Below are 551 nucleotides of genomic sequence, written 5' to 3' on the forward strand. Positions count from 1 at the left end.
GGTGGAACTGTCGTCCAGGGGTGCGGTCTTCTGTGGGGCCTCGACTCAGCATCGAGGCGCTGCCGGGTACCAACGTTCGGGTTGTCGGATGTCGGACCTATCGCCAACTCGAGTGAACAAGGGGGCGTGAGGAACGTATCGGTGACAACTGATCGTTAGTGCCGGGAGGCGCTGGCGGGGAGGATGTCATCATGCCCGGTCCCTATCCCAGAGAGTTCCGCGAGGACGTCGTCGCGGTCGCCAGACGTCGTGAGAGCGGCGTCACCATCAAACAGATCGCGACCGACTTCGGCATCAGCGAAGCGACCCTGCAGAACTGGCTCCGCCAAGCCGATGTCGAAGAAGGCAACCGTCCCGGTCAGACCGCGGCGGAGGCAGCTGAGGCGCGGGAGCTGAAGAAGCGGATCCGCCTCCTCGAGCAGGAGAACGAGGTCCTCAGGCGGGCGGCGGCGTATCTGTCGCAGGCGAATCTGAAACTCGGTGGCTCCCCAAAATGGCGTACCCGCTCGTATCTGGGCTCGGTGGCGCGGGGATTCCCGTGGCCGTGGCGT

General features: G+C 64.8%; 1 protein-coding gene. It reads left to right on the forward strand.

Annotation, left to right across the window (positions count from 1 at the left end; all coding sequences use genetic code 11):
* Positions 1-191 precede the first annotated feature (191 nt).
* Positions 192-551 (forward strand): transposase (locus GTW58_RS14405; protein ID WP_209436599.1); only part of this gene is annotated, 360 nt, incomplete at its 3' end.

This window comes from Kocuria subflava (genome assembly GCF_012163155.1).
Classification (GTDB): domain Bacteria; phylum Actinomycetota; class Actinomycetes; order Actinomycetales; family Micrococcaceae; genus Kocuria; species Kocuria subflava.